This window comes from Streptomyces sp. NBC_01276 (assembly GCF_041435355.1).
Taxonomy (GTDB): Bacteria; Actinomycetota; Actinomycetes; order Streptomycetales; family Streptomycetaceae; genus Streptomyces.
Genome location: NZ_CP108445.1, coordinates 24,330 through 47,639 on the forward strand (window position 1 = coordinate 24,330; position 23,310 = coordinate 47,639).

Annotated in this window: 21 protein-coding genes; 1 reads left to right on the top strand and 20 read right to left on the bottom strand. The window is 72.0% G+C overall.

What is annotated here, in order from left to right:
* Positions 1 to 14 precede the first annotated feature (14 nt).
* Genes OG295_RS41690 through OG295_RS41740 form a run of 11 tightly spaced genes read right to left on the bottom strand, consistent with a single transcriptional unit; the run spans position 15 to position 10,281 of the window.
* Positions 15 to 3,377 (bottom strand): LysM peptidoglycan-binding domain-containing protein, encoded by a 3,363-nt coding sequence (locus OG295_RS41690; RefSeq protein ID WP_371681575.1) that lies wholly within the window; start codon positions 3,375 to 3,377, stop codon positions 15 to 17.
* A 31-nt stretch (positions 3,378 to 3,408) separates the two neighbouring features.
* Complete coding sequence (locus OG295_RS41695; RefSeq protein WP_331726199.1) at positions 3,409 to 3,909, bottom strand: pilus assembly protein TadG-related protein; 501 nt, start codon at positions 3,907 to 3,909, stop codon at positions 3,409 to 3,411.
* 4 nt (positions 3,910 to 3,913) lie between these two features.
* Complete coding sequence (locus tag OG295_RS41700) at positions 3,914 to 4,390, bottom strand: TadE/TadG family type IV pilus assembly protein (RefSeq protein ID WP_331726201.1); 477 nt, start codon at positions 4,388 to 4,390, stop codon at positions 3,914 to 3,916.
* Positions 4,387 to 4,845: a TadE family protein gene (locus OG295_RS41705; protein ID WP_331726203.1), complete on the bottom strand. Its 459-nt coding sequence runs from the start codon at positions 4,843 to 4,845 to the stop codon at positions 4,387 to 4,389. The genes OG295_RS41700 and OG295_RS41705 overlap by 4 nt, the downstream gene beginning before the upstream one ends.
* A 39-nt stretch (positions 4,846 to 4,884) precedes the next feature.
* Positions 4,885 to 5,091 (bottom strand): hypothetical protein, encoded by a 207-nt coding sequence (locus tag OG295_RS41710; protein ID WP_331726205.1) that lies wholly within the window; start codon positions 5,089 to 5,091, stop codon positions 4,885 to 4,887.
* Between the two features lie 20 nt (positions 5,092 to 5,111).
* Positions 5,112 to 5,996 (bottom strand): type II secretion system F family protein, encoded by an 885-nt coding sequence (locus OG295_RS41715; protein WP_331726207.1) that lies wholly within the window; start codon positions 5,994 to 5,996, stop codon positions 5,112 to 5,114.
* Entirely contained in the window at positions 5,993 to 6,940 is a 948-nt protein-coding gene (locus tag OG295_RS41720; RefSeq protein WP_331726209.1) for a type II secretion system F family protein, read from the bottom strand. Before OG295_RS41720 ends, OG295_RS41715 begins: the two co-directional genes overlap by 4 nt.
* Entirely contained in the window at positions 6,937 to 8,490 is a 1,554-nt protein-coding gene (locus tag OG295_RS41725; RefSeq protein ID WP_371681576.1) for a CpaF family protein, read from the bottom strand. Before OG295_RS41725 ends, OG295_RS41720 begins: the two co-directional genes overlap by 4 nt.
* The gene (locus OG295_RS41730; RefSeq protein ID WP_371681577.1) at positions 8,480 to 9,259 is read right to left on the bottom strand and encodes a hypothetical protein; all 780 of its coding nucleotides are present in this window, start codon (positions 9,257 to 9,259) and stop codon (positions 8,480 to 8,482) included. Before OG295_RS41730 ends, OG295_RS41725 begins: the two co-directional genes overlap by 11 nt.
* A gap of 41 nt (positions 9,260 to 9,300) precedes the next feature.
* Positions 9,301 to 10,032: an SAF domain-containing protein gene (locus tag OG295_RS41735; protein WP_371681578.1), complete on the bottom strand. Its 732-nt coding sequence runs from the start codon at positions 10,030 to 10,032 to the stop codon at positions 9,301 to 9,303.
* A 48-nt stretch (positions 10,033 to 10,080) separates the two neighbouring features.
* Entirely contained in the window at positions 10,081 to 10,281 is a 201-nt protein-coding gene (locus tag OG295_RS41740) for a hypothetical protein (RefSeq protein ID WP_285529519.1), read from the bottom strand.
* Positions 10,282 to 10,342: 61 nt separating this feature from the next.
* On the opposite strand from OG295_RS41740, the gene OG295_RS41745 reads away from it, so the two are divergent.
* A complete protein-coding gene (locus OG295_RS41745; protein WP_359995136.1) occupies positions 10,343 to 10,477 on the top strand; it encodes a hypothetical protein in 135 nt (44 codons plus the stop codon).
* A 499-nt stretch (positions 10,478 to 10,976) separates the two neighbouring features.
* On the opposite strand, the gene OG295_RS41750 is transcribed toward OG295_RS41745, so the two are convergent.
* The 9 genes from OG295_RS41750 to OG295_RS41790 form a co-directional block, all read right to left on the bottom strand.
* Positions 10,977 to 11,573 (bottom strand): hypothetical protein, encoded by a 597-nt coding sequence (locus OG295_RS41750; RefSeq protein ID WP_371681579.1) that lies wholly within the window; start codon positions 11,571 to 11,573, stop codon positions 10,977 to 10,979.
* A gap of 378 nt (positions 11,574 to 11,951) precedes the next feature.
* Positions 11,952 to 12,860 (bottom strand): replication-relaxation family protein, encoded by a 909-nt coding sequence (locus OG295_RS41755; protein WP_331726223.1) that lies wholly within the window; start codon positions 12,858 to 12,860, stop codon positions 11,952 to 11,954.
* Positions 12,857 to 15,439 carry an ATP/GTP-binding protein gene (locus tag OG295_RS41760; RefSeq protein ID WP_331726225.1) on the bottom strand — a complete coding sequence of 861 codons (2,583 nt, stop codon included), beginning with the start codon at positions 15,437 to 15,439 and terminating at the stop codon, positions 12,857 to 12,859. Before OG295_RS41760 ends, OG295_RS41755 begins: the two co-directional genes overlap by 4 nt.
* Positions 15,421 to 15,795 (bottom strand): hypothetical protein, encoded by a 375-nt coding sequence (locus OG295_RS41765; RefSeq protein WP_331726227.1) that lies wholly within the window; start codon positions 15,793 to 15,795, stop codon positions 15,421 to 15,423. The genes OG295_RS41760 and OG295_RS41765 overlap by 19 nt, the downstream gene beginning before the upstream one ends.
* A 254-nt stretch (positions 15,796 to 16,049) precedes the next feature.
* Positions 16,050 to 17,168 carry a bifunctional lytic transglycosylase/C40 family peptidase gene (locus tag OG295_RS41770; protein ID WP_331726229.1) on the bottom strand — a complete coding sequence of 373 codons (1,119 nt, stop codon included), beginning with the start codon at positions 17,166 to 17,168 and terminating at the stop codon, positions 16,050 to 16,052.
* Complete coding sequence (locus OG295_RS41775; RefSeq protein ID WP_371681580.1) at positions 17,165 to 19,867, bottom strand: hypothetical protein; 2,703 nt, start codon at positions 19,865 to 19,867, stop codon at positions 17,165 to 17,167. The genes OG295_RS41770 and OG295_RS41775 overlap by 4 nt, the downstream gene beginning before the upstream one ends.
* Positions 19,868 to 19,896: 29 nt before the next feature.
* The gene (locus OG295_RS41780) at positions 19,897 to 20,229 is read right to left on the bottom strand and encodes a hypothetical protein (RefSeq protein WP_331726233.1); all 333 of its coding nucleotides are present in this window, start codon (positions 20,227 to 20,229) and stop codon (positions 19,897 to 19,899) included.
* Positions 20,226 to 22,793 carry an ATP-binding protein gene (locus OG295_RS41785; RefSeq protein ID WP_331726236.1) on the bottom strand — a complete coding sequence of 856 codons (2,568 nt, stop codon included), beginning with the start codon at positions 22,791 to 22,793 and terminating at the stop codon, positions 20,226 to 20,228. The genes OG295_RS41780 and OG295_RS41785 overlap by 4 nt, the downstream gene beginning before the upstream one ends.
* Positions 22,793 to 23,275: a hypothetical protein gene (locus OG295_RS41790; protein ID WP_331726238.1), complete on the bottom strand. Its 483-nt coding sequence runs from the start codon at positions 23,273 to 23,275 to the stop codon at positions 22,793 to 22,795. Before OG295_RS41790 ends, OG295_RS41785 begins: the two co-directional genes overlap by 1 nt.
* Positions 23,276 to 23,310: the final 35 nt, after the last annotated feature.

Consider the following 23,310-nt stretch of genomic DNA (forward strand, 5'->3'; position numbering starts at 1 on the left):
CATGTCGTGACGGGTCAGGGAGTTTTGGTGAGGGCGGCGCGGGGTGTGAGGACGCGGTCGATCGTGTCTTCGGTGGGGCCGTCGAGGGTGATGTCGTAGGTGCGGGCCATCTGCTGGAGGCGGGCGACCGTTTTGCGGATGGCGTGGTGGTTGTCGGCGGCCCATTCGATGTGCAGGAGGTCGCGGTAGAGGACCTCGGAGGTTTCCTCGATGTCGAGGGCGTGGAGGACGGTGCGGCGGGCGGCGTCGAGGTCGGGGGTGTCGCCGTCGGTGTGCCAGCGGGCGAGGGTGTGGGCGGTGTCGGTGATCCGGGACAGCATTTCCTGGGTGACGGCGTCGGCCCAGGGCAGGGTGCGGCCGTCGAAGGGCTTTCCGCGTACGAGGGCCATGGCCGCTTCGAGGTAGGCGATGCCGGTCTGCGGGCCGGCTGCGAGTCCGTGGGAGGCCAGGTCCTGGAATTCCTGCCAGTCGGAGGTAACCGAGGGGTGGAAGGTGTAGGCGCCGTTCTTGGGCCGGGGCAGCAGGGGGAGCCCGTCCGGGGTGGTGCCGATTTCGGCGCGGAGTTCGGAGAGGCGTGACTGCAGGGTGCGGACCGACCAGGGGGTGACGGGGTCGATGGCCGTGCACAGATAGTCGGCGCTGCGTCCGGGGCGGAGGTGGATGAGGGCGGCGACGGCGGTGGTGCGTGGTGCGTGGGCGGATCCCGTACCGCCGGTGATGCGCAGCGTGCCGAGCATGTCGATACGGACCGAGTCGGCGGTGGCCTCGGCTCCGGCCGGGCCCGGCTGCGGGCGTGTACCGGGGTTGTGGCCGGCTGTCTGCTGGAGGAGCGGCGCGGGCACGGGCGCGGCGGCTGGGCTCTGCTCCCTTTCCTCACGGCCACCGGTGTCACCGGCGGCAGCGTCGTCCTCGGCCTTGGCTTCGGAGTCCGCGGTGTCGGTGGTGGCTGTTCCTGTGGGGCTGGCGAGGAGTGAGGGGAATGGGTTGCCCGGGTCCTGGGCGTCGTCGCTGGTGACGTGCACGCTTAGGGGCAGCCCCGAGGCGGCCGGCTGCTGGTGGCTCTCGGCGAACTCCCATGCCCCGGTGGCCGGCTCGGCGTCCTGGACGGCGACCTGCAGGGCGTGGACGTACTGCCGGTACTGCTCGTCGCTCACGCGCTGCAGGGTGACCGGTGTCTCCAGCGAGGCCAGGACGCCGTCCTGGTCGCGTGCGGCGTCGAGGATCTCCGCGTGCGGGAACACCAGGCGGGCATGGGGGGTGGCGGGCAGGACGACAGCAGTCTTCAGGTCGCGGGCGGAGGCGATGGCGTCGGCGAGGAGGGCGAGGTCCTGCTCGGTGTGGTCGCCAGCGCCGATCATCAGCCAGGGCAGGACCTGCTCCCCGGACTGGTGGGCTTCCACGAGGAGTTCACCGAGGTCGGTGGCGACGGCCGCCAGGTGGGGCATGGTGCGGATCCGGCCCTGCGGGAGGAGTCCGGACAGGCGGCTGCCGAGTCCGGCGGTCAGGATCTCTGCATAGTCGGTCCACCCGCTCGTCCCGAGCTCCAGGGCCAGGGCGCGGGCGACTTCGAGGACCTCCTCGGGGCTGCCGTCCAGAAGCAGGATCCGGCAGGTGGTGAGGTCGGCCAGCAGCAGACCGGTGTCGTCGGCGCCGAGCGTGACCAGGCCGGGATACGGGGCGTGGACGTCGGCGAGGTCGTCGGCGCGGGGGAGGACGGCCTCGTTGTCGAGGACCCAGGTGCGGCTGTCCGGGCCGGCGGTGAACGGGGTGACAGGGTCGGCGGGTTCGTCCAGCAGCAGCGCCACGCCCTCGGCGGAGAGCCGTGCGCCGCGCAGCGCGGGCAGATCCCTGTGGTCGGCGGCGGCATGGTGGGCGAGGGCGCGCAGGACGCGGTCGAGGAGCTCTACGCCCTCTGGTTCGGCGACCGCGGCGAGAACCTGCTCGACGTTGGTGGGATCGTCGTCCTGGGCGATGGTCTCGCCCGCGCGGCGGGCCCGCTGCTGCAGGATCCGCCGTACTCCGAGCGCTCCGGCGAGGGAGGCGGCGAGCAGCGTACCGATCCCGGCGACCAGCGCCCAGTTCACCCGGTGCGAGGTCGCGGCGCCCTCGGCTGTGTCCGGCGCCGCGGTGGTGGCGGCTGTGGTGGCCGGGGAGGCGGCCGGGCTGGCCGCGGATGGCGGCGTGGCCTGCTTGGGGACCTGGCCGGGGTTCGGGCTGGCGGTGGGGGCCAGCGTCGTGGTGTTCGCGGTTGCCGGGCTCGGTGCCGAAGCGATCGCCGTGGGGCCGGGGGTGGGTGTCACCGCCGACGGGGTGGCGGGCTTGACGGTGGGAGCGGGTGACGCCGGTGCAGCGGGCGGGGTGGTGTCGTTGCCGGACGGGAACTGCGGCGATGCAGGAGTGAGAGCCGGGGGGAGGGTGAGTTGCTGGCCGGGGTAGATCAGGTTCGGGTCGGTGAACGTCCCGCCGCCGGGCAGAGGCGTGCCCTTGTTCAGCTCGAACACCTCTGGGTACCGGTCGGGGCTGCCGAGGTGCTCGTGGGCGATGGAGGAGAGGCTCTCTCCCGCGCGGACGGTGTACTGCGTCCCTGCGGCTTCAGTGGCGACAGCGTTGCCGTGCTCGCCCTGGGCGCGGAGGTTTGTGGGCGCGGGTAGGGCGGCATCGCGGGGGAGGGTGAGGACCCATCCAGGCTGGATCGGCTGGTCGGCACGGAAGACCGCACCGTCGGCCATCACGTGGCCCTCGTTGAGGGCGGCGATCTCCTCCCACCGCGATCCGTTCCCCATCGCGGTCTCGGCGATCGACCACAGGCTCTCGGCCGGCCGGACATCCCGCACCGTGTGCGTCACCACCCCGGCCCCCGCGCTCTCGGCCGCTGCGGCACCCGCGGCCGTGGCCGCGTTGGCGTCCGTGCCGGGTACGGGGGTCGCGCTGGCACTCACCGGCGCGGCCTGGGCGGGTGCGGCGGGCACAGCAAGGGCAGTTCCGGCGGGCAGGGCCAGCAGGACGGCCCCGACCAGCGTTGCGGCGGCCCGCTGCCCTACCAGGCCCCGGATGTGCGGGGCGCTGCGGCCGCGCAGCTGGGCGGGGATCTCCAGCAGGACCGCGATGGCGAACAGGCCCCAGCCGATCCAGCCGGCGGCGGCGAGGAGCAGCAGGAAGACCTGTCCGGAGTCGTCGGTGGACAGCAGGTTCGCCAGTGCGGTGGTGCCGGGCGGTCCTACCTGGGTGGTGGCCCACCACAGCAGGATCGGCAGGCCGGCCAGGAGGGCGGCGAGGATGGTCAGGGAGAGCAGGCCGCGCACGAGGGCGGCCGCCGTCTGGGCGCGCCCGCGCCCGGGGCGGGGCCGGGGGGCGGGGCCGGGGGTGGGCTGGCTCATGGGCGGGTCCTTCGTGCGCGGGCGAAGCGGGCTACTGGGGTTGGGTGATGCCGTGCAGGAGGCGGGCGGTGCCGTGGCCGGTCACGTTCATGGACCCGATCCCGGCGACCGCGAGGAATTTCGTGTTGTAGGTGTCGTGGACGGTCACGGTGAGCTCGGTTCCGTCCCCGGACAGGGCAGTGCTGCCGCGGGTGCCGGCGCGTGCGAGGTAGGCCTGGGCTGCGGCCTGCGCGGCCGCGGGGTCGGCACGGACCTGCTGGCCGGTGATCGCGGCGGCGGGGTCGATGGCCTGCCCTGCGGCGCGGGCGGCCTCCATGGCGATGGCGTCGGCGCGTTCGGTGGCGCGGAGTTTCCCGCTGCCGTCGATGGCCAGGCCGATGATGCCCAGCAGGGCCACGGTGACGATCGCGGTATAGATCGCGATGCCGCCTTCGTCGTCGCGCAGGCTCCGCCGTACCCGCCGCCGCGGTGCGGCGGGGGCCGGGGACAGGCCGGGGGCGGGCGGGGCGGTGGCGGGGTCCGGTGTGGGCATGTGGTTATCCCTCCCGGGAGCGGTAGGCGTCCACTACCGAGGTGAAAGTGCTGGTCAGTGTCTTGGATCCGGGGATGCCGGGGATCAGTAGGTCGGACAGGGGCACGGTGCAGGAGATGGTGACTGTCACGGTGCCGACGTCGCCGAGCGGTACGGCCAGCCCGGAGGCGTCGACGCTGGTGTGGGTCGAGGTGCAGTGGATGCCCTGGTCGGCGAGGGAGCGCGCGGCAGCTCCGGATGCTTCGGCTTGGGCGCCTGAGTAGGTGCGGGAGATGGAGGCGGCGCGGGCGGCGTCCTCGGCGGCGGCGTCGATCTTCGCGCCGGAGGTGACGATGCGTCCGCCCGCGATGGCCAGGCAGAGCAGCATCAGCAGCAGCGGGGTGACGATCGCGGCCGCGATGGACTCGCTGCCCCGGTCCTCGCGCAGCCGTGTGCCCAGGCGGCTCCAGCTCGTGGTGGCCGGCGGCAGGTGGTGGGTCATGGGGTTGTCCACCGTTCGCGTGGGGCACCGGCCGACTGGGACACGCTCAGTCCGGACAGGCCCGGAATCAGTGAGGGGGCTTGTCCGGTGACGGTGACGCGGACCTCGGTGGCGGTGCTGCCCGAGGTGCTGACCGTGGCCTGCCCGAGGCTGTCACCGGCGATGCGGTCCAGGGTTTCCCGGGCTCGGGCCGCGCCCGCGCCTTCCGGGGCCTGGTAGGTGCGGGCTGCGGCGACCCCTTCACGGGCGGCGGTGAGCGCGATGTTCCGGGCGAAGACCCACATGGACGCCTGGACCACAGCGACGGTGATCAGGATGACGAACGGGAACACGATCGCCATCTGGATCGATGCCTCCCCCCGGTCCCAGGGGCGCCGGACTCGGCCCTCGGCCCGTTCCGGATCCGCCTGCCCCGCCTCGGCCTTCTGCGAGTCATTGCCCGCCGTGCTCTTCACCGCATCCCCTTCGCCGCCTGCTCGCGTCCGCCGGGCCTGTCAGATCCCGCTGAGCTTGCCCTGGTACTTGACGACGACGACCGCGATCGTCCCGGCGATGGCGAGAGCACCGGCAACGGCAGCAGTCCAGATGATGATCGTCGTGATGGAGATGTCGCCCCGGTCCTGGTCGCCGCGGCTGTGGGCCTGGATCTTCTCCCAGTGGGCTTTGGCGGCGAGGGACAGGCGGATGGCCAGCTTCGTCATGTGGGATTCCCTTGCGTGGGTCAGGTGGTGAGCATGCGGATGATGGCGGGGAAGGCGATCAGCAGCATGACCAGGACGGCGAGGAGCGCGCCGGGGGCGGTCATCTTCTCGCTGTTGGAGTTGGCTTCTGCTGCCTGATCGGCCAGGAGCTCGGTGCGCAGGTTCTTTGCGCGGGAGCGGAGGGTGGAGTAGACGGAGGCGCCGTCGTCGGCGGACTGCCGCATGATCGCGGCGAGGTCGTCCAGGACGGGCAGGTCGAGTTCTGCGGTCAGACGGGCCAGGGATTCCCAGTGCGCGACCTTGTCGACCCGGGACTGCGCCAGCGCTCCCCGGATCCGCTGGAAGGCCCAGCCTTCGCCGACCTGGGCGGCCTGTTCCATGGCCTGCTCGGCGGAGACGTTCCCGGCCCGGCGCAGCGCGACGAGGTCGAGGTAGGCGGCCATGGCGTGCGCGAACTCGCTGCGGGCGCGTTTGGCTTTGTCCCGGGTGGCGAGGTCGGGGGCGAACCAGAGCACGACCGCGGCCAGGATCCCGACGATCGCGGGCAGGTAGAGCGGCACGCCGAGGAGCAGCAGCGGGATGGTGGACAGCGGTGGCAGCAGCAGCCCTCCGCCGGCCAGGGCGACCTTGGTCAGCATGAACCGGGCGGGGGTGGTGCCGGTCAGGGCGAGGTCCTTGTAGGGGATCCGTACGCCGGGTACGTCCGTCATCCGCTCGACGAGCCACTGTCCCCACCGCTCGTCGCGGTCGGCGCTCTCGCCGTCGGGGCGCGGGGGCGGTGCGGGCTGGTTGAGGCGGCGCAGCGCGGGCCCGAGCGCGGGCGCGGGGCGCAGGACTTCGCGGACCAGGAGTGCGCAGCCGGCTCCGATGGCCGCGCCGGACAGGATCGCGGCTACCGGCATCATGCGGTCACCTCCGCACTCGTTGCCCCGGCCCCGGCTGTGGGTTCGTCGTCGGGGAGGGGGGCGGGGGAGACGGCGCTGCGGGGGTCGGTGATCAGGAAGCGGGGAACGGGCTTGGTGTCGGCGATCTGCCGCATCATCGCCAGGACGCCCACGAACCCGGCCAGCAGGGCCGCCAGGACCAGCTGGCCCAGCATGGTGCCGTAGGGAGCGGTGTAGGAGGGGATGAGGAAGCCGGCACCGATGACGCCGAGGGTGATGATCGTCATCCACCGCATCGTCGTGCGTGGCTTGGCCCGGTCGGCCTCGATCGCACGCCTGCGGGCGACTTCCTCGTGGACGGACTCGGCGAGGTCGTCCAGGGCCTGGGCGAGGCCGGGGCCGCGGTCGGCGGCCGACAGGATCAGGGCGGCCACCACCTTGTCCGCGGTCACATCGTTCAGGGCGTCACCGAACTCGCGCAGGGCGTCCGTCGGCCGCCATCCCACCTGGAGCCGGTCGACCAGGTCGGCGACCTCCTCTGCGATGGCCTCCGGGCAGCCCTTGCGGGAGATGTGCAGGGCTTCGTCCAGGCCCCGCCCGAGGCGGAGCACGTTGGCCAGGCGCTGCGTCCAGTCTCCGAGCGACTCCAGTTTCGCGATCCGCGCGGTCGCGGACTTCGTGGGCGAGAGCAGCCACGGCACGCCAGTCACGGCCAGGAGCAGCATCGCTCCCGCCACGAACACGCCTGTGACCAGCCACAGCACGATCCCGGCAACCGCGCCGACGACCAGCCGGGTACGGCGGGCCATCTGCTCGTCGCGGCCCGCCAGCTGACGCCCGGCCCTTATCCGGGCGGCCAGCGTGGGCCCCTTGGGCGTGGTGGTACCGATGACCCCGGCGACCAGTCCCACCAGGCCGCCGGTGACGGCGAGGCCGGCCACCACCCACAGCAGCAGCGTTGTCACCGGACGTCCTCCGTGATCATCAGCGGCAGGGCTGCCGGCCAGGCACCGCCCGGCTCGGACAGCAGCGCGGGATCGAAGCCCACGCGCCTCAGGTCGTTGATGCAGCGGGGGAGCATGAGCGGCACCCCGCGGTGCTCACCCCACTCCGGGCGCGGCCCGAAGATCTGGTTGGTGTCCGGGCGCCCGCCCTCGCCGATCCCGGTGACCTCCAGGACGTGGGAGACGAAACGATGACGGTGCCCGCCGATCTTGGTCTCATCGATGGAGGACACGAACACGATGAAGTGCAGCCCGTTCGCGGCCTGCCGGTAGGCCAGAGCCTCCGACATGTTGGCCTGCGCGAGGAGATACAGCTCGGCGATCCGGTCGAACACGACGCTGGGACGGATGGCGTGCAGGGTGCACAGGTTGCCGCCCGCACCGTTCGTCATCGCCTGCAGCATCGCGACGATCTCGGGGCCGCGGACCTCACCGACGACGATCCGCGTCAGCGTCATGCGCAGCGCCCGGTACATCAGGTCCATGAGGGAGATCGCGCCGGCGGCCTGCCCGCCGACCATCTCCCCGTTGGACTCGCGGGCCTCCATCGGCACGACCTGGCGGTGGTACCCGTTCTCGTGGGCGAACAATTCGTGTTCGGTCTCCAGGGTCGCGAACCGCTCGTCGGGATCGATCTCCCGAAGGAGCGCCCGCAGCAGCGTCGTCTTCCCGGCCGCCTGACCACCGACGATCATCACGTTTTTCTCCGCGCGCACGCAGGCCCGCAGGAACGACTCCAGGGTGCTGTCCAGCATCCCGCGCGCCACCAGCTCGGGCAGGTCCGCATGCCGCATCGTGTGCCGGCGGATCGTCACGAACGTGCCCGGGGTGACATCGGTGACCGCCTGCAGACGGGACCCGTCCGCCAGACGCAGCGCGAGGAACGGATCCGCCGTCGACAGGGAGCGCTCGTTCTGACCGGTCGTGCGCCGCGCGAGGTCGCGCAGGAGTTCACGCAGCTCCTCGTCGGAGTCCGCCACCGGCGCGACCTCCACGCGGCGCCCGTCGGTGAAGTCCAGCCACGTGCGCGTGTGCCCGTTGATGAAGATGTTCTCGACCAGCGGGTTGTCGAGATGCTGCTGGAGACGACCGGCCCGGAACTGGAGGTCGAACACGGCCTGAGCGGTCGCCGCGTCCTCACTGGCCGACGTCGCGAAACCCCGCTTGACGGCCTCGGCATCCGACCACACCGCCACCTGCTCGTTGATCAGGTGGCGGCCCTGCTGCTCCTGCGCGGCCAGGCTCATGCCCGGCCGGCTGCGCAGCATCTCGGTGAGCCGCTCCCCGACCTCCTTCTTGATCAGCCGGACCGCCGTGTAGTCCACGGCGGCCGGTGCGCTGGCCACGGCCTGGGAGGGGAAGCCGGCGCGCGGATCCACGGGTACGGCCGCGCCGGGCACCGGCCCTCCCCCGGGAGGCTGAGTCATACGGTGCGGGGGGAGACCGCGCGGGGCCGCGAGGCGTGCTTCCAGCGAGACCTGGGGGTTGCTGTGGAGAGGGTTAGCGCGCACCGCTCACCACCCGTCCCAGACCGGAGGCGGGTGGCCGCGGGGCCAGGCGGGAGCGGCGGATCGCCACCAGCTCCTGCACCCGCAGAGCGGCCGAACGGGCCGCCCTCATGAGCTCGCCCGACTCGAACCGGCGCGGCTGCTCCGCCCCGTCGGACAGCACCGCGGCTTCCTTCGGCCGCCACGGCAGCACCGCGGTCACCGTGACACCCAGGTTCGCGCGGACCTCCTCCTTGGAGAACGGACCGCTGTCGATGAGGAACATGCCGATTTCGGTGCTGGTGCCGAGCTGCTCACGCAATGCGTCCAGGCGGACCTGGGCGCTCTGCAGCCCGCGCAGAGTGTTCCGGGCGACCAGCACCAGAGCGTCGGCGCGCTGCGCGAGGACGGAGGACGGGCCGAACGCGCCGCGCCTGCCGAGGTCGATCAGCACGTCGTGCCCGTGCTCCTCGATGCCCGAGAACAGCCCGGCGAGCGGCTTCCACACCGGCTCCATCGCGGAGGCGTGCGCGGGATCGTAGAGGCCCGGCAGCACCAGCCGGTCGCGGGTCCCCGCGTCGGTGATGTCCACGAGCTGCCGCCAGAACGCCTCACCGAGCTGCCCCTGGCGCCCCGCCACCGCCAGATTCCGCAGGCCGTGGGCGTTGTCGAGGGTGCCCTGCAAGGCGCCGGGCAGGATCGCCCCACCGTCCGGGTCCGCCTCCGCCAGGATCACCCGATGCCCTTCCGGCTGCGGCCACGTCATCAGCAGCGCCATCGCGGCCGTGGTCACTCCGGGCGCACCAAGCCCGCCCGCAAGCGCGATCACCGTCATCAGCTGCCGCCCTGCGCCGCGACGATCAAAGCGACCGCGCCGGTCGCCGCGCGCGCGGCCAGCGTGGGGCCATCGGCGGCGGGTACCGCAACGTCCACCGTCGCCACCCCCGTTGCCGGAGCCGCCTCACCGACGGCAACCACCGTCGCGGCCAGCGTCTTGGGAGCCCCGGCCGGCTCACCCGCCTTGCCTCCGGCCGCGGCTGCGGCCGCCTGCGCCGGATCCGGCGTCGACACGATCAGCACCTTCTGCCCCGGGCTCAGCCGGCTCGCGGGAAGCTGCGAGGGTTTCAGCGCCACACCCACCAACTGCTCACCCGCCTGGACCAGCGAAGACGAAGTGACCTGCGCGGGGGACAGAAGGGAGCCGGCCGCCAAGGCGACGGCGGCGCGCTTGCCGACCATCTCGCCCTTCCGCGCGACGGGGACGGCCTTGACCGCCGGATCCAGCGCCAGAGACGCGGGAGCAAGGTCTGCCTCGGTGACAGCGGTGCCCACCGGCACATCCCGCGCTACCACCAGCACGGCGGACCGCTGCCCGGACGCGGTGAACAGAAGCGCGCCCGACAACCCCCCGGCCGCGATGAGGGCAACGGACAGGGCGATCAGGCCCGGCCGGCGGCGCCGCTGACGCACGACGCGCGGCGCGGCCGCCGGATTCCCCGGCCCGCCCGTCCCTCCGGTCCCCGGAACAGCCGCCCGGCCGGGCGTGGGCGTGGTGGTGGTGCTCACGTGCAGTGCCTCCAGAATGGGAAGGAAGTGTTGTCGCTGCCGGGCCTGCTACTGGCCGACGACCTGAAGCTCTCCGACGGCGACCGTGAACGCCGACTGGCGGACCTCGGTCAGCTGACCGGTCTGCCCGCCACCGGTCACTGCCCAGTCGATGCTCCAGGTGGACGTCGCGGTGCCCTGGTACTTGCCGCCGGGGCTGCGGGCCGACGTCGCCTTGTAGCGGTGGCCGCAGTCCGGTGACTCCGCCATACCGCGCGAAGCCGCATACGGGGTGCCGGGACCGGTACAGGTCACGCTCGATCCGTCACCCATGCTCCACACCACCCGCGACACCCTGGCCGTCGCGGTGACGGTGATCCCGCCTGCCGACGCAGACGCCGAGTTGGGCCCCCACGTCGTCTGGCTCTGGCTCACCCACATCCACACAGGCACGCCCACCGTGTAGGTGCCCGCAGCCCTCGGGCTGACGACCGCCGGACCTTCCAAGAGCATGCTGTCGACCGCCCGTTGCGCCAGGACAGCCGGATCGACAGCCGGGGCCGGGGCGTTCTGCGACCAAAATGCTGATCCCGCGATGTCCATATTCTTGATGCCGTCAGGGCCGGCGCCCAGGCATGGGTTGACGTAGATCGCGCCGTCACCTGGGCTGTGCCCCTGCCATAGAGCACTGCCCGCGGGCGGCTGCGGTTCTAGCCGACGAACTGCGCAGCTCGGATCGTCCGTCCAGTCGCTGATGTGCCCGGCTGATGGCCTGCTCCCCCCGGCCCCGCTGTTCCCCCCGTCCGAAGGGCCTCTTCCCACGCCGCCTCCGGGTACAGCTGGCACACCGACTTCCACGCAGAACCTGTTGTCGGCACACCTGCCCACGCCGGTATCCGCGAGGGCTGCGGGCACCACTCCGACAGCAAGGGCAAAAGCGCCCAGCACGGTACCGACACCACCTCTCAGCATGCCTGTCCCGGGATCTTCTCCTCGATGACGACCCAGCCGGTGGGCCATTTCTCGGCGGTGAGCTCAGTGACATACCGCACGAGACGCGTCTGGGGGAGCGGGGCTTCAGTGCCGGTCTGCTTGTCGACAGGCTTCCACTGAGCGACATCAACGCAGTCGGTGATCACCGCAGTTTTCAGCTTCTGGCCGTCCTTGAAAATGACAGAGGTTCCAGAGTGCTTTGCCTCACCGATGACGACCTGCCCTGCGCTGCGGAGCCCCGCAAGACCGGCCTCCGTCTGGGCGTACGCGGAACCGCTCGCCACATCCTTCAGGCCCGTGCCCGCCGAGTCCGACTTCGCGTAGGCCTCAGTGAGGACGCGCCAGTACCGGTCGTAGGCCGTCTGTACCTCTGTCTTATCGGTGTCCACTGGACTGACCGAAGGACTCGGCGAAGACGAAGTAACCCTGGGGCTCGCAGAGGCCGCTTTGTTGTCACCGCCGTCGTTGCCGCAGCCAGCCGTGAGGACCGCGACGGTCGCGGTGATGGCGGCGGCTGCGAGCAGCCGGCGGTGAGCGGTGCGGGTGTAGTGCTGTCGTGCCGTTGTCACGGAGATCTCCCCGGTGGTCACCTCGGCGGGCGGGCGTGCAGAACAGCCCGGCCGCGCCGTCTCATCGCTTGTGCAACGTGTTTATTTCATAGCGGTGCGTCGTACTGGGCACCTTACGATGACAACGCCTCAGCTCCTACGGGGTTCTTGAGGCTCACGTTCCCGACTGTCATGCTTTGCCCAGCATTGTCGAAAAGTCATATGCGGAAAGCCTTCTGACGTGCAGCCTTACGCCTCGGCTGTCGGATGACGGCTGCCCCGGCGGGCCTGCCGCCAGCGTGGCCGGATTCCATCCCTCTGGCTGGTTCTTTGCTTCCGTAATCGTCGGGTTCGCCGCTCACCGGTTTGCTCACCACTGCCTCCCCCACGCAATAACGTTCACAGCTGGGTCCAGCCACGGGGTTCGGCGTCACCGGCCAGTGGGGTCCAGACGGCGGCCTGCGGTCCGTGCTCCTCGATGTCTTCGAGGACGGCGGCGCCGAGGGGGACGTGGGCGGCGAGTCGGGTGACGAGGTCGTGGTCGGCGGTCATGCTGCGCAGGTCCTGGATCCGGGCGGCGAGCGTGGTGCGGGAGGCACCGGTGAGGACGAACAGGATCCGGGGAAAGCGCGGGTAGAGACGCTGCCAGGCGAGCAGGGAGCCCTGGTCGGCGACGGTGCCCCGGCGCCCAGGCGACTGGGGGGTGTAGTCGTGGAAGCGGGCGTAGCTGATGAGCTTGCGGGCCAGGCGTTCGCTGCTCATGGTGGTGCGGTCGATCTCCACGAAGGCCCGGTACTGCAGGCGCCGGGGGCTGGTGGCGGTGTAGTGGAAGACGGCGTCGGCGATGAGCCGGTCCTCGCCGCCCGTGTCGGGGAGGCGGTGGGTGACCTCGGGCATCCAGTCCAGGGGCTCGTACTCGTCGCCGCGGGCGCGGGCGTCGGCAAGGAAGGCGAGGTGGGCGCGAACACCGGTGAGAGTGTGTGCGGCACGCAGTGAGGCGGCGGCCGCCGAGACGATGGGCGTGGCGGTGCGTCCGCGCAGCTCAGGCCAGTCCGTGACCATCGCAATACCGTCCGGGGTGAGGAAATGCGCTTGGAGGCGGCTGCTGGATCCCAGGGTGGTGTGGTTGATCAGGCCCTGCTCGCGGAGCGGTACGAGGACGCGGTGGATCCTGCGTGCGTCAGAGCGGGGAGTGAGCATCTGGTGGAGCTGGGTGGTAGTCAGCAGCCGGTGCTGAGCAAGCAGAGCGAGGGCCCGGTGCGCGTGGGTGTCTTCAGTGGAGGGCTGGATCCTGGTCGCGGTGGTCATGCGTACGTCTCTCCTGTGGTCTTGCGGTCGGTCGGTGTGCTGCCGGTGAGGTAGGTGCGGACGGCGTCCTCCTGGGCGAGAGCGAGCGCGGTCCGTTCCCTGAGAGGCAGTGCTGAGGTGGCGGTGTGTGCGGCTTTGCGCAGCGCCCCGATGTGAGCCGGCCGGGCGCGGTCGCCGAATACTTCACGCAGCTCGGGGCCCCGGACCGCGACGGGTCCGATCCGCCTGCCGGCGACGGTGAAGCTGGCGTAGTGCCGCCACCTGGGCAGTGAAGCGATGTCGCGGGGGGTGACCGTGTCCGGCCACTGGGAGGTGATCTGTGTGATGGCCTCCACGGACCCGGCCGTCGTGGACAGGCAGGAGGCGTTCTGCATCAGGGCGGCGCGGGTGGAGGGGCTGAGGCGGTGCATGAGCTGTGTCATGCCGTGCATCCGGCAGCCGAACTTGCGCAGTTGCTCGGTGATCTGGGCGAGGACGTCCGATTCGCCGTGGTCGAGGGAGATCATCTCGTCCAGGTAGAAACGGAATGGCCGCCGCCGGTTCTCGGGCAGGTCGCGGCGGGAGAGACCGGCGCGCAGGAAGTCGTGGACGATGAGGGAGATGAGCAGCGAGTTGGTGGGCCCGGTGCCGGGCGGGCAGATCCACAGCACCTGGCCCTCGTCCATGGCCCGGCGGATGTCGTAGGCGCTGACCGGGCATCCGAGGAAGGCCCGTACCACCGGACTCGCGCCGAGCCGCTCCAGAGGGTTGAGGACCGTCGCCAGCGCATCACGGGGAAGGTCGGGAAAGCTCCCGGTCCACCACTTCCTCGCTTCTGCGTCCAGTGTGGCCACCACGAGTTGACGGAAGGCCGGGTCGGTCAGCAGCGCCCGGACCTGGAACACCGTTGCTTGCTGCTCGGGCCTCTGGGCGGCGACGGCCCTGGTGTTGACGGCGACGAGAGCCTCGATCGCCTTCGTCATGATGGTGAGCGCGCGGGGCGCGGTGACGTCCCCCCAGCCCAGCGCCCCGGCGAACGCCCCGACGACCGCGGCGGTCACCTCGTGCGGCGGCTGCTGGGCACTCATGTCCAGCAGGTTCCAGCAGGACAGGAGGTCCGTGTCGGCGCGGATGGTCAGGTCGAACAGCGCGACCCGGTCGATGAGGTGGTCGTGGGCGAGGTAGCGGGCGACGTCGGCGAAGGAGTCGCCGTGCGGGTCCACGAACGCGAGCCCCCGCCCGTTGTGGGCGCTGGCGACGGCGTGGACCTGGGCGCGCATGGTTTTGCCCCATCCGGCCTTGCCGGACTGGATTTCGAAGAGGGTGTCGTCCTCGTGGGTGGCCAGCAGCCGCTCGCGGCCGTCGGGCCCCCGGTGCCAGCCCTGGGGCAGCAGGTCCGCACCGGGTGCATAGGTCGGCATGTCGCTTTCCAGCAGGCTCACCCGCGCGGTGACGGTGGGCGGCTTCAGGAGTCCCGCCAGCTCCTCGATGTGAGCCCACCCCCTTCGCGCCGGGCGCAGCAGACCGCTCGCCCACCGGGCATCGAAGCGGTCGCGCCACGGCCACCGGTCTGGGCCGATCCTCAGCGGTCCCAGTGCCCATCCCTGCCCGGCCAGCCGGGACGCTCCCGCGTACACGTCCATGGCCGCCCCGATCCGGGCCAGACGCTGCTCCGCCCGCCCGGCCGTGTCGGACGCGCACCGCACCAGGACCTGCACGCGCACCAGGCCGGGGGAGTGGGCGAGCTTGCCGAGGACTGCGTCGCGGTCGACGCGCCGGGGCTGAGGTGACATCACCATCTGGCCCCGGGGCGTGCCGCGCCATTCGGCCGGGTCCAGGAGCCGGCCCACGGAGGCGGGCAGGCTCTCGGCGGGCTGACGGACGAGCCAGCGCGCTTCGCGCTGCGCCTCACGGCGGGACTTCTCCCGGGCCCGCTGCACGGTGTGGAAGCGGTACACGGCAAGTCGCCAGCGTGAGGCGGGGGCCAGGTCGACGCACACCTCGGCGAGGTCGCCCAGCTCGGCGTTCAGGTCGGCGACCGCATCGAGCAGCGGCTGGAGCGGATCGGGGTCCAGAGGGACCTCGCGCAGACGTGACCCGGGTTCTCCGTGCAGGGTCAGCACCGCCCGTACCGTGTGCTCGCGCCGCTTGTCGGCGACCGGATCCGCGGCCTTGACCTGGACCCGGGCCCCGTAGGGGGTCTGGGCGAGCAGCGCGCGGGCGGAGGCGGGGGCTTCGATGCGGTAGGCGAGGGACCTGTGGCCGTCGGCGCGCAGCCGCAGCCGCAGCGTCCGGGCCCGCCGCGGCGTCCACCACGGGCCGGAGCCGGCGGCGCGGACCAGCTGCATGCCCTGACGCCAGATCTGCTCCGCGCTCGGATCGAACTGGGCGGTGGGGACGAGTTCCATGTACGTCCGGCGGCTGAGGGCCTCGGCGGCCAGGCGCTGTTGCAGGGCCTCCCAGCCGGCCAGCACCGCGGCCGCGATCAGGGCAAGCCACCAGAGGTTGGCCAGCGTCCAGTCGGTGACGGCCGCGAGGGCGTCAAGAAGGTCAGCGCCGAAGCTGAAGGCCCCGGAGGCCGTCAGGTGGTGCGGTTCCATGATCCGTCTCCGGTCTGGGTGAAGTGGACGGCGGCGGGGCGGCCGTCGAGGAGGGTCCCGGCTCGGTCGGCGCCCGCCCAGACCAGCCGGACCACCGCGCGGGAGGGGGTGCCGTCCTGGCGGGCGGTGGCGGCCTGGATGCGGACCTGGCTGTAGCTGGAGGTCTCGGCCAGCCAGGCCGTACGGCCGAGTCCGAGCAGCAGCCGCTCGTCGGCGGCCGGGAGGTCCGGGCTGCTGGCCTGGTCGAGGGCCTGCTGGATGAGCGGGTCGGCCGCGGGTCCGGATCCGGGCGGCGGCAGCTGCTGAAAGCGAGGGGCTGGGCCACTGTTCGGCGCGCTGCCGGACGACGCCGGCACGTGGGCTGACGGGGAGGCCGCGGTGTCTGTTCCGGCCTGCGCTGCCGGCGAGGCAGATGGCGGGGCAGGCGAACGCACGGGCGACAGCATGGGTGCCGGGTGCGGGCTCCGGACCGGCATCGCCGCGGGCGGGGTCTGTCTGGCTGACGGGGGAGTTCCAGCGCTGTGCAGTCCCGTGTAGAGCAGGAAGGCTCCGGTGGCGGTGAGGACGGCGGCGGTGGTGATCAGGCGCGCGCCTGTCCAGGGGGCGGTGGTCACAGGAGCCGTGCCCCTCCCGCGTAGTCGGGCATCGCGGTCACCGGGTCGATCTGCACCTGCTTGCCCGGCCTGGGCGCGTTGATCATCTTTCCGTCGCCGAGGTAGATCCCGACGTGATGGATGGTGGAGTCGGATGTGGCGCTGTAGCCGTAGAAGATGAGGTCACCGGGGACCAGGGCGCCGAAGCCGGCTGAGGCAGGGATCCGGCGTCCGGCACTCGCCTGCTCGGCCGCGGTGCGGGGGAGGTTGATACCGGCCTTGGCGTAGGCGTACTGGGTCAGACCGGAGCAGTCGAAGCCGCTGACGGTGCCGCCGTCCTGCCCGCCGGGGGAGCAGCAGATCCCGGTGGTCGGGCCGGAGGGGCCGCCGCCGCCCCAGGAGTAGGGCTGCCCCTGCTGGGCCAGTGCGGCCTGGATGACCGCGCCGACATTTCCGGACGGGAGGGCGGGGACGCGGCCGAGGGCGTCGTAGCGGTCGATCCCTGACATGACGTCGTCCACGTACGCCCAGGACAGGTTGTAGGTGTGGATCGCGGCGCGGAGCTGGTCCCGGTCGCCCAGGTCGCGGCCGTTGCCGCACAGGTAGACGGCCGCCGACAGAGCGGCGTCGTCCACGTTGTGCGGGCTGATGACCCCGTCCCCGTTCCCGTCTTTGCCGTAGGCGCGGAAGGTCTCGGGCAGGAACTGGAACGGGCCGACGGCCCGCTCGTATTCGCTGTCGTTGTCCCAGGCGCCGCCGTCGGTGTCGCGGATGGCGGTGGTGTTTCCGCCGGCCCCGGAGCCGTCCAGGCGCAGGCCCACGATGAACGGCTGGATGTCCCCGCCCGCGCCGACCAGGTGGCCGGAGGCGTGGTCGGATTCGACGCGGGCGATCCCGGCGAGGATCTGCCAGCGCATGCCCTTGCACCCGCTGACGTACCGGGTGACCTGGGCGGCGCCGGTGAGATAGCCCGCGAGCATCCGCTCAGGGATCCCGGCCGCCGCCGCGCTGACCGTGCCGCCGCCACCGGTCCGGCTTTTGGCCGTTGCGGCGGCGAGCAGGACGGGCCCGGTGCAGCACACGGCCGCCACTGCCAGCAGCACGCCCAGACATCCCAGCTTCTTCCACCCCTTCACTGGCCGCCGTCCTCGCGTGGGTGGCGTCCAGCAGCACGCGGGGCCTGCAGGAGTGCCAGCAGCCGGTCCCGGTCGGTCGAGGCCGGGCCGTGGCTTTCGCCCCGTGCACCGGCCCGGCGGGGCTGGCCCGGTGACTCCTGACGGCGGTCTGAAGGCGGGGCAGACGCGCGGGCAGGTTCCGCGCCGGCCGATGCGGCTGTGTCCAGACGGCTGATCGTGGTGCGCGGCCCGCCTGCGCGGCCGGTGTGGAGCGGGGCGGTGTGGATGGCCGCCGCGATGGCGGCGTCACGGACGGAGCCGATGGGGTCGTGGACCTGCCACGCAGTAGCGAGGGCCTGCCCGGTGTGGTCGACGCGGTCACGGACCGCGCGTCCGCCGTCCGCCCACCGCCCGCCGTCCTCACGGACCTGGAGAGAAGCCACCCGCAGCTGTGTCCGGGCGTCCTCGGTGAACTGCGATGCCGCGCCGTGGGCACGGCCGATGTTGCGGGGCAGACCCAGGGTCGCGCCGTAGGCAAGGCGGGCGCTGCGGGAGGCGATGCGGTAGCCGCGCAGCCGGGAGGCACGGGCGTGGACGCGTGATCCGAGCAGAGGAGGGTCGGTGTCGGGGTCGTGGAGAATCTCACCGGTCCACTGGTCCACCACCATTGCGCCCCCGGCTCCCGGCCGGATGTTTCCGTGCCCGGGCAGGGCACCGTTTGCGGCGTGGTGCAGCCGTGCGGCCGCGGGGTGCCTGCCGGGCCTGGGGCCGATCAGAGCGGTGTGCGCGCCGCGCAGCGCCATGTGCGTGCCGCGCAGTGCCATCGCCAGCGGGGCAATCCCGCGCCGGCCCTCGGCCAGAGCGTCGCCGAGCAGCCGGCCCGACGCCATCGGCATCCCGCTGCCGTCCGTGAGCGACGCGAGGCTGCCCAGGGACCGCAGCCGCGCCCCGAACGCACTGTGCGCGGCCGACGGCCCGCCGTAGCGTCCCAGACCGCCACCGCCGCCACCTGCAGGGCCGTTCATGGCGAGGGCGGCGCCGAGTTCGGAGCTGTCGCCGCGCAGGTGGGTACCGCCGATCTTCGAGTACCGCATCCGGGTCGCCATGCGCTGCCCAAAACTGGCGGTCGCGGCCAGGATCCGGCGGTGCATGATCAGAAACGCCACGGCGAGGGCGTCGACGAGCAGCAGCCGTTCCACGATCAGCTCGGGCCCGCTGTCGGACAGCAGGGCATCCACGCCGATCCCGAAGAGCGGCAGAGCCATCGCGGCCATGAAAGAGACCAGGGCAGAGACGACGAACACGCCAAGCCACCGCCACAGCACCATCCGGGAGGGCCCGGGAAGCATCGCCCACACCCAGGCGACGGGGCCTGCCGCAGCCGTCGCGGCATCCGACGCCTGCGCACCGAGCATCACCACCGCCATCGAGACGATCATCAGCGTGACGACGACGACGGCGACGAGGAGGGCAATGACGGACCACACCCGGTCCCAGGAGGGCTTCACCGCATAGTCGGCGCAGGCCGATCCGACCGGACCCGCCTTGTCCAGCTCCTTCACGAGCGTCGAGAACGCGGAGTCCCTATCGGTTCTGCCGGTTCCGGTGCCGTCCTCGCAGAATTCACGGGCGGGAGCCTTCAGCTCCGCGCACGGGTTGGCCTGGCTCTCGGTTCCCTGTCGTTTGCACGTCTCCTTGGCCATCCCGAAAAGCAGCTTGCAGTCCGGATTGGCAGCCGCCTGGCCGCCGGATTCGGCGACGCTGCGTTCACAGTCCTGCTTGAGTGGCCCGACCACCCTTTTGCACTTCGAGAGGTCGACGCCGCTCGGCCCCTGCTCATCCTGACCACTCTGGACCCACTTCACGTGAGCCTTGTACGCGGCGGCGTCACCAGGGGCCTTCGGGTCAAGGATCCGGCCGTACTGGAGCAGCATGTAGGGCTTGACGACCAGGGCGTCCGTGAGCGCGTTCTGGATCGGCCCGGTCACGGTCTTTGCCTCGGCCCGCTCCTTCACACACGCCTCGTGGGCCGGGCCGACCGCACTGTCGCACGGGCGCGCCCCCCGGGCCGGGGTATCGAAGTAGGAGCTGGTGGTGATGGCCGCGACCTCGATGGCGGCCTGGTGCGTCTGTGCGAGGGGCCCGTCCCTTCCCAGCAGGTAGTCGGGCCTGATGAGCGCGCTGGTGGCCAAGGCCGCGATGACCAGGGTCATCACGATCTCTCCGAGCCCCGTGCCGACCTTGCCGCGCACAAACAGGATCAGCCCGAACACGAAAGCCCACGCCAGCAGCAGCTCGGTGAGCCCGAGCGCGCCCACGACATGCCGCTCGTACGCGTCGGCGAGACGCTGCGCCGGATTCGTCAGCAGGGTCAGCAAGGGGAACTTGAACACGAAGTCGAGCAGCCAGCAGCACAGCCCGACCAGCAGGCGCACCAGGGTGAACAGGCCGGACAGCACCAGGCGCTGGGTCTGTCCCGCCACATCAAGGTCCGGCACCCCGCCGTTTTCGATCAGCTTGACCGCCGGAACGCCGTCCGGCGTGCCGGCCACGGCCTCCAGCTGGTAGCCGCTGAGCAGTGCACCCTCACGGGTGTGAATGTCCAGCGGGCTCAGCAGCCCGCCGCCCGAGGCATCGCCCCCGTCGGCTGCGGCCGCGACCGCGGTGTTCGTCACCAGGAACACGACGGTGAGCAGCGCGACGAACCCGGCTGCCCGCACCGTCCCCCGGTCGACGGGGAAGTAGCCCCTCACAGCCGCCGCCCCGCGCTGCTCACAAGCCCGATCGCAGCTGAGACCGCGAGGGCGGAGAACAGCAGCAGTGCGGTGCGGTGGTTGAGACCGGCAGGCCAGACGGAGGCCTGCGAGGCCGGTCCCGGCATCCGGCTCATGCCGCAGTAGGCGACGGTAGGCCCTGCCGTCAGGTGGCAGTCCTGGCCCGTGCCCTCTTCGAACGGTGCAGCAACTGCGGGCGTCGGGCGGGTGTGGGGCATGGCCCAGGCGCCGACGGTGCACGTGATCAGGAGCAGCGCGACGGCGGCGACGAGCAGTCGCCGCACACCGGCGGTGGTGGTGCGGGTCACGAGGTCCCCCTGTCGGCCGGGGCGTGTGGCGTCCGGCCGGGTGTAGTGAAGATCGATTCCTTGAGGCGGGGCACGGGCGGGACGACGACTTTGATCCGGCCGACCTGCATCCGCGGATCACGCAGGAACATCTCGCCCTCGCGGCCGCTCTGTCCCACGGGGGACAGGCCGGTGGTGACCATCCGTACGAGGTCTTCGTCGTCGCCGTCCAGGCCGATGAAGTGCAGCCCCTTGGCGGCGCGGGCGCGGTCGCTGGTGCGGGCGAGGAACCGGTAGGCGATCAGGGCCGCGTCGGCTCCGAGTTCGTCTTTGTCGTGGGCGCCGAGGAAGCAGCCGGCGCCGTGCTTGCGGCCGTCGTGGAGGATCTCGTGGACCAGCGCGGAGCCCTCCGCGGAGGAGGTCAGCCAGTACACCTCGTCCATCGACACCAGGCAGAACCGCTCCGGGTCGGTGAAAGCGGCCTGGCGGGCGATCGCGGCGATCAGATACAGCACGGCCCGCCCGATCAAGGCCTCCAGAGGCTGCTGGCGCAGGACCTCGGCGTCGGCGAACGCCTCCTTCGGCGGCAGGGTCAGGCCGGTGGTGGTGACCACCACCAGGTCCGCGCCCAGGTCCCCGTCCAGGGTGACCGGTGGCAGGTCCGCATCGAAGACCATCGCCGCGAGGGGGTTGCCGCGCACGATCCGCAGCAGGTCGGCCATCGTCGCTGCCGCGTCCGACCGGGTCGCGGTACCGGTCTCGGCGAGGCCGGCGAGGACGTCCAAGACCTTTCCCATGGACGGATCCGGGCCCGCGCACACCTCCTGGACCGCGTGATGCAGTACCGCCCCGGACGCGGTCATCGCCCCCACCCCCAGCTGCAGGGTGAGGTAGGAGAGGGCGTAGTGGGCGCCGACGGCTCCGCCGAACACGCGCAGCGGGTCGATGGACACCTCGGCGCGGGCGGCGTCGATCACCTCGCACCGCTCACCCATCGCGGCCCGCCCGAAGCTCGCCCACTCCCGGATCGGCGTCCGGTCGATGACGATCGCCCGCCCGCCCTGGTCCACGACCGCCGCGGTGACGAGTTTCTCCAGCACGCTTTTCCCGGCGCCGAGATCCCCGACCACAGCCAGCGACGCGGACGCGTTCACCTGCGGCGCGTTGGCCGGGTTCAGCAGGACGGGGCGGATGGTGCCGCTGTCCAGGTCGTGACCGACCAGCATCCCGCCCGGGTCCCCCACCCCCGACAAGGTGAACGCCCCCGCGGCGGCCCAGTCCTCCGACAGCTGGTGCTGGGTGAACTGGCCCAGCTTCGCCGGACGGGCAGTGCCGGGAAGGGACAGGGCGAACAGGTCTTCCTGCATGCCGTAGGGGCGCTCCACCCGGTAGTCACCCCCCGACAGAGCCGCAGACAGCTCCCGCGCCCGCTCATCACACGTGGCCGTGTCGGGCCCCCACACGGACAGCACCGTCACCGACTGGACCTCGACCTCCACCGACGTCCGCGCCATCCGCGCGTCCTGCTCGGCAAGATCCCCCGCCGCCTCAGGAAGGGAATGCGGCATCCCGGTCGGCTGTGCCCCGTACTGTCCGGCCTGGTCCAGGAGTTCGCGCTTCTTGCGCTGGACCTGGGCTCGGGCCTTCTTCGCCGGGACGATCCGCAGATCCACACACACGTCGACCGGAAAGTGAAGCTGCTCCAGCTGCGCGAGGACGTCCGCGCTGTCGACTGCCACGGCGGGCGGAAGCTCGGCGAGCACGAGGTGGGACTGGTAGCCGGTCCCGGCCTCGGATTCGACCTGCACCCACCGGCGGCCCAGAGGGGACGCGGTGCCGGCCTTGCGCCACCACGGCCGATCGGAGGCCGTCGCCTTGCCCGGGATCCGGGTGTCCTGCCCGCCTTCGGCGAGACGGATCTGCCCCAGATCCGCATACGAGGGGGAGGAGAGCCGGCCCGCGTGGACGCGGCTGCCGTAGAGCGGGCTGTGCTCGGCGTCCGACAGCAGCGGCTCCTGCGCGAGGCCGCGATGGACGGCGTGCTGCACCATCCACACGATTTCCGCCGGGGACGCGGGCCGCAGCCCGAGCCCGCCACCCAAAGAGGTCTGGATCCGCTCAGCCTCCGCGAACGCAGCCCTCAGCTCCGCCTCGGGCACCGGTACCGGCGGGAGGTCAAGTGCGGCGGACAGCTCCCCGTACAGGGCGTTCAGGGAAGCGGTCGCAGTCCGGCCCGGGAGGGGCACGGCCAGCCACAGGGTCCGCTCATGCATGTCCTGGTCGGCCAGCAGGTCCACCGCCGCCGCGCAGGTTTCCGCCCAGGCGGGCAGGCGCTGCCAGTCCAGGCCGGCCACCATCCGCTCGGCGATCTCGCCCGGGTCGGTACGCGCAGCCAGGACGAACAGCCTCGGCTCCATCGCAGGCATCGACCGCACCAGGGAAGTGACCCGGTCCAGCAGGTCCTGGCGCACCCGGGCGGGAAGATAGCCGCCCGCCAGCGGCGTCACCCGCCACACCGCCCAGACCCGGGAGGAAGCCGACCACAGCAGATGACCGGCAACATGCCGGAACGGAGGAGTACGCATCACGCCGCCCTCCTTCCGGAGCCCGCCAGGAGCGAGTCCAAGCCCGACCCCGCCGCCGCCCGCCCCGACACAGCGGGCAGCCGTACGACGGCTCCGCCCGCTCCGGCCGACCCGCTCGCCCGGCTCGCCGCGCCCGAAGGGGCCGCGAGCAGCACCGAGCCGGGGGCAGTCTGGATGACGAACCTGCCGCGCAGGCGGGAGGACCGGCGCTCACGGGCGATCCGCCCACCGATCCGCCCCGCCGGATGCCGCAGCAGCAGCACCACCACACCGGCCACCGCCGTGAACGGGTTCTGACCGGCGATCTGCGCACCACGCACCGCCCACACCGCCACCAGCCACAGCGCAACCGGCACCGGCCCGGCCCACGACCACCAGTCGTAGCCCTTGACCAGCGCGAACGCCCCACCACCGAGCACAACCAGCTGCGCGGGCGTGTACGGGCCGAACGGAACCATCCAGTCACCGAGCTTGCCCAGCACCCACGGGTGGCGACGCGCACCGGTGTAGACACGCG

Coding starts and splice junctions, on each gene's coding strand:
- OG295_RS41690 (WP_371681575.1), bottom strand. CDS start 3,377: ATGAGCCAGCCCACCCCCGGCCCCGCCCCCCGGCCCCGCCCCGGGCGC.
- OG295_RS41695 (WP_331726199.1), bottom strand. CDS start 3,909: ATGCCCACACCGGACCCCGCCACCGCCCCGCCCGCCCCCGGCCTGTCC.
- OG295_RS41700 (WP_331726201.1), bottom strand. CDS start 4,390: ATGACCCACCACCTGCCGCCGGCCACCACGAGCTGGAGCCGCCTGGGC.
- OG295_RS41710 (WP_331726205.1), bottom strand. CDS start 5,091: ATGACGAAGCTGGCCATCCGCCTGTCCCTCGCCGCCAAAGCCCACTGG.
- OG295_RS41715 (WP_331726207.1), bottom strand. CDS start 5,996: ATGATGCCGGTAGCCGCGATCCTGTCCGGCGCGGCCATCGGAGCCGGC.
- OG295_RS41740 (WP_285529519.1), bottom strand. CDS start 10,281: ATGGCGGAGTCACCGGACTGCGGCCACCGCTACAAGGCGACGTCGGCC.
- OG295_RS41745 (WP_359995136.1), top strand. CDS start 10,343: ATGCTCCACACCACCCGCGACACCCTGGCCGTCGCGGTGACGGTGATC.
- OG295_RS41755 (WP_331726223.1), bottom strand. CDS start 12,860: ATGACCACCGCGACCAGGATCCAGCCCTCCACTGAAGACACCCACGCG.
- OG295_RS41760 (WP_331726225.1), bottom strand. CDS start 15,439: ATGGAACCGCACCACCTGACGGCCTCCGGGGCCTTCAGCTTCGGCGCT.
- OG295_RS41785 (WP_331726236.1), bottom strand. CDS start 22,793: ATGCGTACTCCTCCGTTCCGGCATGTTGCCGGTCATCTGCTGTGGTCG.